This window comes from Chryseobacterium sp. 2TAF14 (assembly GCF_052115105.1).
Classification (GTDB): domain Bacteria; phylum Bacteroidota; class Bacteroidia; order Flavobacteriales; family Weeksellaceae; genus Chryseobacterium.
The window spans coordinates 1-9,016 of record NZ_JBFRGA010000136.1; the positions used below are offsets into that span (position 1 = coordinate 1).

At 36.4% G+C, this 9,016-nt stretch carries 6 protein-coding genes and 1 pseudogene; 1 reads left to right on the plus strand and 6 read right to left on the minus strand.

What is annotated here, in order from left to right; genetic code table 11:
* Positions 1-1,770 (plus strand): response regulator (locus tag AB4Y90_RS12975; protein WP_441557990.1); only part of this gene is annotated, 1,770 nt, incomplete at its 5' end.
* A 35-nt stretch (positions 1,771-1,805) separates the two neighbouring features.
* On the opposite strand, the pseudogene AB4Y90_RS12980 reads toward AB4Y90_RS12975, so the two are convergent.
* The 6 genes and pseudogenes from AB4Y90_RS12980 to AB4Y90_RS13005 all read right to left on the minus strand — a co-directional run.
* Positions 1,806-2,336 (minus strand): annotated as a pseudogene (locus AB4Y90_RS12980) (response regulator); the annotation flags it as partial.
* Entirely contained in the window at positions 2,333-3,067 is a 735-nt protein-coding gene (locus AB4Y90_RS12985) for a sensor histidine kinase (protein ID WP_441557991.1), read from the minus strand. The gene AB4Y90_RS12985 and the pseudogene AB4Y90_RS12980, both read right to left, overlap by 4 nt.
* A gap of 382 nt (positions 3,068-3,449) precedes the next feature.
* Positions 3,450-4,880 (minus strand): hypothetical protein, encoded by a 1,431-nt coding sequence (locus AB4Y90_RS12990; protein WP_441557992.1) that lies wholly within the window; start codon positions 4,878-4,880, stop codon positions 3,450-3,452.
* A gap of 11 nt (positions 4,881-4,891) precedes the next feature.
* On the minus strand, positions 4,892-7,693 hold the full coding sequence (locus AB4Y90_RS12995) for a hypothetical protein (RefSeq protein WP_441557993.1): 2,802 nt from the start codon (positions 7,691-7,693) through the stop codon (positions 4,892-4,894).
* A 9-nt stretch (positions 7,694-7,702) separates the two neighbouring features.
* Entirely contained in the window at positions 7,703-8,503 is an 801-nt protein-coding gene (locus tag AB4Y90_RS13000; protein WP_441557994.1) for a hypothetical protein, read from the minus strand.
* 81 nt (positions 8,504-8,584) lie between these two features.
* Positions 8,585-9,016, minus strand: a 432-nt coding sequence (locus AB4Y90_RS13005; protein ID WP_441557995.1) for a peptidoglycan-binding protein LysM, incomplete at its 5' end; no start/stop codon positions are given.

Genomic DNA, 9,016 nt, shown 5'->3' on the forward strand with positions numbered 1-9,016 from the left:
TCTGTAAGCAGCAAATGGCGTGAGGAGTTCAATATGAATAATATAGACGTTATTGGGAAAAATCTCTTTACCATATCTCCCGATCTTCCCCAGACAAGAAAAGAAATTTATTACAATGCGCTTTTAGGGAAAACCTATATTGACGGAGATATTAAACTGAAGGTAAAAGGTAAGGAAGAGATTCAGCATTATGATCTTAAAATCGGACCATGGTACTTGACTGAAGATGAGGTGGGCGGTGTAATTATTTCAATACAAAATATTACCAATGTGGTACGTATACATGAGGAACTTAAAAATGCTAAAAATACCGCAGATTTGGCAAGCAAAGCAAAATCTGAGTTTTTGGCCAATATGAGTCATGAGCTCCGCACCCCGTTAAACGGTGTCATAGGATTCTCAGATCTTCTTCTCAGGACGCCCATGGATGAAATGCAAACACAATATCTGAACTACATTAATGAGTCGGGAGAGAACCTGCTGAATATTATTAACGATATTCTTGATTTTTCTAAAATTGAATCCGGAAAAATGGAACTTTTAAATGAAAAAAGCAATGTTTATGATATGCTGAGCCAGGTAATTAATGTCATTTTGTATCAATCTCAGAAGAAAAATATCGAACTTCTGCTCAATATTGAGGCGGGACTTCCGAAAACAATTGTCATTGACGAATCAAGATTAAAGCAAATTCTTATCAATCTTTTGGGAAATGCCGTTAAATTCACAGAAAAGGGAGAGATCGAACTTAAAGTGGAGAAGTTATATTCAAATGACAAAAAGATTGCCCTACGTTTTTCGGTAAGAGATACTGGTATTGGTATTCCTGTTGAAAAACAGAAATACATTTTTGATGCGTTTACCCAAGAAAACAGCTCAATCAGCAAACGTTATGGAGGAACGGGTCTTGGGCTTACCATTTCTAATAATATCTTGAAATATATGGGAAGCCAACTGTCGCTTACAAGCGAACCGGATAAAGGTTCCGTGTTTTGTTTTGACCTTGAGGTTCCTTACGAAATCTCTGAATCGAAGGATGAAAATAATATGACCATAGAAAAAGTTTTGGTAGTGGATGATAATGAAAGCAACAGGATCATTCTTCAGCATATGCTTTCCTATAAGAATATCGAATGTTCTTTAGCGACAAACGGAATGGAAGCTTTGCAGATTCTTATGAAAGGTGAGCGGTTTGATGTAGTTCTTATGGATTACCATATGCCGTTAATGTCTGGATTGGAAATAATCGAAAAGATCGACGAAATGCCTAATCATCAAGATGATCAACCCGTAATCATACTATCGTCCTCTTCAGAAGAAATAGACATACTTGCTTCCGTTCGTGAAAGAAAAAATACATATTTATTGTCAAAGCCTATCAAGTCTAATGATTTATATAAAATGTTACAGAGGGTTTCTCAAAATAGCCCAGAAGTTATTCCTGACCAGAAAGAAAAGGAATCTTTATTATCATCTCAAGAATTAGAAGTTCTTCTGGTAGATGACAATCCTGTAAATATGGTTCTGAATAACAGAATAATGAAATTGCTTGCGCCTAATATACATCTTACTGAAGCGGTCAATGGCTTGGATGCAGTGGAAGAATGCCGGAAAAAGCAGTTTTCCATTATTTTGATGGATGTACAAATGCCTGTAATGAGTGGTATTGAAGCAACAAAACAGATAAGGATGTTACCAGGATATGATAAAATACCTATCATAGGAGTTACAGCCGGGAATGTACGCTTCTCAAACAGCCTGTTTTTGTAAGTACTGATCGTAGATGAATGGAGATTAAGCTGGTTAGAAATTTCTTTGAGGGGAAGACCTTCTGCAAGCTTATTAGCAATTTGCAGCTCGCGATCTGATAGCGCTTCAAAGGGTGAGCTTTTTGTTGCACCACTTAATGATTCGAAAAACATTGCTTCTTTTAAGTCGTTACTTACATATCGGCCAGTATTAAGCATCGACGTCAAAGCAGTTTCAATTACTGCAGCAGAGCTTTGCTTGTTCAGATAGCCACCTGCACCCATTTTTAAATAACGCATTGCGTACAATTCTTCATCCTGAGAAGAGAAGATGAGAATTTTCAAATTGGGTTGATGCATTTTTATGTAATCAATCGCTTCCTGTACAGAACCATTGGGCATATTAACATCCATAATAGCTAAATCTAATTCTTCTTTCAGAATTATTTTGAACAGCGATTTATAGTCTTCTACTTCTGAAATTATAGCGTCGGGCTTGAGTCGCTTGATCGTTTGTATCAAACCCATCCGGACAATACCATGATCATCTGCTACAACAATACGAACATTTGATTTTGAATCCTTCATTCATTAAAGTTAGGTAAAAAAAGGGAAACATTTGTTCCTTTATTTTCCGACGAAATGATGTCGATGTTTCCGTGCATCAAGGATACAAAATTTTTTACAATTTTCAAACTTAATCCAGCACCTTTCTCACCAGAAGTTCCCTGGAATATTGGATTATCATAAGTGAAGACCGTAGATAAGTATTTTTCATTCATTCCCGTTCCTAAATCGATCATAGAAAGCACTACCTCATCATCTTTAGTAACCTCGTGTAAATAAATATCTTGACCGGACCACGAGTATTTTATTGCATTGTTGAAAATTTTATCTAAAACGTATTCGAGCAGTAAGCGATCGTTTGTAAGAAATGCATTGGGATTTCCTTTAAAATAAAATTTAATATTTTTTTCTTTTAATTTAACAGCATATTTTTCTTCTAAATGATGAAAAAGATCAATTACCATGATTTTCTCATGTTTAGCCTTGAAGTTCCCGTATTGTGTTTTTAGCCATGCGGTGCTGTCCTGAATGGTTTGCAGATTCTTTTGGGCATCATTTTTTACCTGCGGCAACAATTTAAAAAAATCTTCTTCGTTGATGGTCTTTTCTTCCATCGCTTCTATGAGCCACAGGAAATTTCCAAAAAGTTCTTTTGAATCATGAGACAATATCGAGATCAATCCGTTTTTAAAACTGATTTCGTTTTCCAGCCTTTCGATTTTTAATTGTAGTTCGTTAATAGAGTCACTCATAAATTTAGTATCAAAGCTTTTAAAGCATAGTTATTACTTATTTTTCTCGATTTCTATGCCAAACCATTTTTGAATCAAATCATATACGATTCGTTTAATAAAAGTTTAGTTAAAACTCGCTGCCGTTTGTGCAATAATACGTATTTCAATATTTTTTTGCAAGGCTCTTATTTATGAGTTGCTTTAATGCATTGAGATGGTCATCTGAACATTTATTAAAGCCGATTTATCAATCAATAAATTATAAAAAAACAAAAACGACGCTACTTGGGTGGCGTCGTGAATAATATTTTATTTTCTAATGGTTTTAATACCATCTATTTGATTACGTTAAATTCAGATTTGTCTGTGATCAAAAGTAAAGTCTATAAGTTTTATTTACTTAAATTGCCGTAAAGCTATAATAAACATTAATAGAGTAGGTGGTATTTTCCTTTCCTACCAAACTTTGAGCACCTGCAGCCGGAATGGTATATCTTACATTCAGTGGCCTGTCCAAAACAGGAGTTCCGTTGAATAATATTTTTTGGGGAGTTTTAGATAAGGGAGCATTTACAGAACTTCCATCCACGCCAATTTGTAATATGTTGGAATTGATGTCGGTTTGCAGGCCGCCTTTCTTAAAATAATTTTCGTCCGATTTTACATACAGTTCAAAACTCTCATTGYTGGACAATGTAATCTGATTTGGAATCAGTTGTGACTGACCATTGGTGTATTGGGCGGCTGTATTAAAATTAAAATTTACATTTCTCCCGGAACTTGGTATGGTGATCTCCGACCGAGGAAGCACCTTTAGTTGAACCGCTGTATTTTGCAAGCTGTTAATTGAATTATCTGTACTTGCGGCATTGAAGTTCAATTCAAAAGTATAAGTTCCGGCTTCAAAAAAATTGTTTTTAAAATCATCCGCAGACACATAAAGCTCCGGGATAAAGCTGTTTCTGTTTCCTGCTGCAACACTGAAATTAGCAGGCGAAAAATTCTGAAAATTGGCAGATAATGCTCTGGTTGTAAGTGCAGAGCCATTACTACCTAATTTAATGCTTGCTATATTTCGGGTTCCCGGAACACCTTTAGAAGAAGTAAACTGAATATTTGTGGCTGCAGCTTTCGCCCATAAATTAAAATCGACCGTACTCGCAATTTCCGCATTTTCCAAACTGAACACCTTAGTTCCTGTAGCTCGGTAGTCATTCAAAGAAGATATTTCTATATATTTTGTTAAAGATGTTGTAATCCATCTGATGGATGAAGGAATAATTAAAATTGTTTTAAAATTCCGTGGCGTGAAATCATTATAATTTTGAGTGATATCCATCGAGTAATTTCCGGCCCGGAAAACATTGGCAGCAAACTGTGATGCAGGAATCTTAAACGTAAAATTGATATTTCCCCGGTTGAATCCTCCTCCAAAACTGTATGCAGGCGGTTCAAACCATCTTATAGCGCTTGTACTGAACGACTGGAAACCTGGCAAATAACCAAAATATCCGGTAGACGGCAACTGACCGCCCATACTTTCTAACTGCCACAGAAGAACGGAGCTGGGTAAAGAAAATGAGGAAGTAGAGTGGGTGAAATTGGGTCCGGACGTAGAGGTAAATGTAGGAGATGTCGGTGCAAATCCGAAAAAATTATAATCCCAGTTTGTTCTGTTGGTGTTCATTACCCTTGTTGGTAATGAGGTAAATTCACTCCTGTTAAAAATATTATTTTCAGGAATTGACAGGTAAACATCCTGAGCTTTTGTGACTGCCGATCCGCAGCATATGGTAAAAATTCCTATTAAAAAACCTCTCATCGTTTTCATATCCTCTAAATTTAAAACTTTTTCACCTTTATCGAGGTGTCTTTCTTTTTATATTCAAAAACAACGGTTTCTGAATAACCTTCTTTTGTCACCTGAATAGTCTGGTTGGGTTGAGTATAACTGTATTTGTCATTTTCAATATAGAGATCGTATTTTCCATCTTTCAGGAAAAACTCAAACTCATTTTTCTGGTTAACTACTGCGGTATGAATCACGCCATCTTCACCTTTTGCATACACTACTATTCCGGTTACATCTGTTTCCAAAACATCGTAAGCTTGTTTGATCTCTGTTAATTTCCCTCTTACCTTGATGTTTTTTACCAGCCCCACTTTGCGGTTGATATTTTTATCGACCATAATTACAGGATCCATCATCAATCGTGCACCCGCACTTTCGTTTACTTTCAGCGTGTAAATACCTTCAGGCACATTCTGAAAAACTACTTTTCCATTCTTATCTGTCAGTGCAACAAAATTGTCCAGTTTCACTATTTCATTTGCTAAAACCAATTCACCCGTTTCCAGAAGTCCGTTGAAATTTTTATCATCAAATAACTGAAACGTTACTTTATGATTTCCAAGAGCCGTAGCTGCGGCAAAATATTTTCTAATCCCCACTCTGAACTGGTAATAACTACCACTGCTTGCATATTCAGCAGTAGATTTATAACCGGAAAGATTAAAATAACCTGTAGACGACCACGAAGGCGAAATTTTATATTCCAGATTACCACTTACATTGCTGTTTAAGTTTTTATAAAGCTCCGAATAGAAAGCGCCGGCTGAAAAAGACCCAATCAGATTATTACCAAGCATCTGGAAATTATACGAAGCATATAGATTGTAGTTGGCAAAATTACGGTCTACATTGTAATAAGAATTTAAATCAAATACAGTGGTTGCGTTCCATTGTGCTGTTCCGTTGAGGGAAAAAGCTTTGTACCTGTAAGATAATGTTGTTTTCAGACTGTTAAACCAATCAGCTTTATTGCTTGCTTTTGAATAAGAATATTCCGCCATCCAATTCAACCCGTGAGAACCTAATGTGGTGCTTATGTTAGCTTCCATCCGGTAAGAAAAAAGTTCTTGCGAGGTGTAAGAATTGGCTGTTTTTTGTCTTTCAACCTTTGGAGACAATAAGAAATTCCACTTATTTGAAGAAAACTGGTAACCTGTTCCCAAAGATTCTGTACTGTTGAAATAATAACGCAGATTAGCGTTATTCCCAGTTTGGAGAGGCGTACTCTGGAAACTCAGAAACTCGGGGTCTACCTGCGAATTCTGATATTGTATAAAAGCACGCTGAGAATCAGAAAACTGACGACCGATACGTTGATTTGAAAAAAAAGATCCCCTTTTGATCCCTGCATAACTTTTGGTGGCAAAAGTATTAACAGATTGAATGTCCCATTTCCCTATTTTTCCGTCATAATTGGCTCCCATTGTAGCTCCTACGTTTTCATCTTTGTTAGAAAGACCTTTTTCGTGACTCAGACCTGCCTCAGTACGGATTGTATGTTTATCGTTAATTAAAAATGATGATACTGCATTCGTAACCTGTGTATCCACATTCAAACGCGGATCATGGTCGAATAGGTATGACACTTTTCCGTTGAATGATTTAGAATTCCCAAAACCATATTTTGCACCTACAATGGTAGATCCTTCTGTTTGCTGGAAATAAGTACCATACAGGTTATAATTATTTTCCAGCGCAAGAACTTCAATCTGATTATTATTGCCAAATTTGGTAGAAACTTTACCACCTCTCCCGAAAACCGGGTAATCGTAGTCGTTACTATTAACATTTCCCATACGTAATACCGTATTTTTTCTTTCCAGTTCTAGCCAGGTATCGTACAGATTATAACGGCCGTCTTCAAGATAATAATCTGCACCTATATTGAAACGCGATTTCAGATTTTCAGTCACACGAAACGCTGTGTTTCCTCTTAATTGTAGAAAATTAAAATTTGAACTGTTTTCGTTATAGCTAAGTTCCGCAAAATTACTTCCGTTTACCGCTTCATTTCCACGAGCAATTTGCCTGTTGTTTGATAAAATAACCAAGTGAAGCGTATTGCTTCCCACGATTTCATTATTAAATAAATCTGTGGCGGTTRCATTAATATTAAATTCAGGAAAAAGCGTATTCTGTCTTCTGACCACAATTTTGATCTCAACCGTTTGTTTTTCTAAACCTTCCAGAGATACGGTTTGTTGTTTTGGCATCATTTCCAAACCATCAGGAATAGATTGCAAATCAATCTTAACAGTTCGTTTACTATAACCCTGGTTTTCTACAGTGAGCAGAATTGAGGAGTCGGGAGCAGCAGGATTGATGAAATTTTCGTAAGCTGCCGTATAAATTGCGATGTTTTTATTCTCTTCTTTTTCAACGAAGAAAGAAGCGCTTTTAGTTTCGGTGACCGTCGGAGTGGTATACGAAACCTGGAATCTGATCTCATTGGATACCAATTTCATAAAATCGACGTTTGCGATCAGTTTTACAGGAAGATTTTTAGACTGACCTGCACCTAAGGTAAAGTCACCTTTTGGATAGAAAAGTAAACCCGGATATTTTTCCGAAGATATGATATTCTGAATGGTAATTTCTTCAGAACTCTTATTTTCAATGACCAGGAAATTAGTAAAAGTAGAACCCTTTTCAACAGCTACACTTTCATTTTCGAAACGGATTTCGATATCCTTCTTCTCCTGCGCAAAGGCAACAGAAAAGTTCAGAAGAACAAATGCAAAGAGTAAGATTGTTCTTCTTATTGATATCGATATACTTTTTTGTGGTTTCAAGACTTAATTTTAAAATTTAAAGTTTTTTTCGCCTACGCGTAAATCATTGGATCCTGCCATTTTAATAATAGCCACGCCAAGATAGTTCCCTGAAATGTTCTCCGGTAAAGAAAATTGCACGACCTGATTGGTATCGGGAAGCATGGAGATGGAAATTGCGGGTAATTTTATTTCCTTACCATTGTCGGTATTGGTCAATTCAAACTCAACGGTAGCATCATTGATGGTATTTCCATCGTTATGAATGCTTACTGCCACTTTTTTGTTTGCTGCATTCTCATTAATTACCTCTGATATATTGGTAATATCTAAACTTTTTGTATGGTTCCCTGGTGGTGTATAAAAGATGTGAAGTCCAACTTCAAATAAGGTAATAATACCAATCCCGTTCTGAATACGTGCCTGATCTGCCTGCTGAGGAAGCTGAGTAAAAAACAGCATGCTGTTTGTAACAGCAGACTTAGAGGCGTTTGCCGGAATCTGCATGGTTACTACAATCTCCTTTGTACTTCTCGCAGGAACTGTTACAGCGTTTTCTAAGGTAGACACCCAAGAGGCATTAGAAGTTTTTGAACTTCCCGCATCAAGATACACTTTATTTCCGTCTTCTTCTCTAGCCCAATCTTTATAGTTGAGATTAAAAACATAATCCTTATCTGAGCTGTTTTGCAATGTAACTGTTTGTGTTACTTTTTCTCCCGGATTACCTGTGAAAAACAGACGAGTAGGGGACATCGAGATACTTTGTGCCRAAATTGAAGAAGATCCTGTAAGGATAAAGAAAATGAAAAGGTAAATAAACTTGCGCATGGTGTAAATTATTTAAAAATAAAGATTCCCAAAACTACTGAAAACGTAACAAAAGGAACCTTTACAAACTAAAAAAAAATATTATAAAGCCGTTGCAGTATAAGTTACTGTCTGTGTGTAAGTTCCGGCTGGTTTACCTAAAATATCAGAAGATGATGATTTCGCTGAAGGAATCATGTAATCCAGATTCAATGTTAATGCACTTCCAAGCGGAGCGTTTGATACCAAAGTTTGATCAGTTGCAGATAAAACGACAGCGCTTTTTGTTCCGCCCATTGTTCCGGCAGATGCAGCTGCTTTGATCGTCAAAACATTTACAGGGATTAAGTTGGTTCCACTTATAAAATTAGCACCTCCTGCTTTTACTTTAACGTTAAAGTTTTTCGTTGAAGTAACTTTCAAAGAGTTGGCTTTAGTAACGGTTTGATCAGAGTTATAGTCTGCTGCAGTAGCATAGTTGAAATCAACTGTATTACCGATTGCAGTACTTCCTGCGTCGATAGAGATCACATC

What these genes read in the sequence shown, in the direction of transcription:
- AB4Y90_RS12985 (WP_441557991.1), bottom strand. Translation starts at nt 3,067, where the DNA reads ATGAGTGACTCTATTAACGAACTACAATTAAAAATCGAAAGGCTGGAA.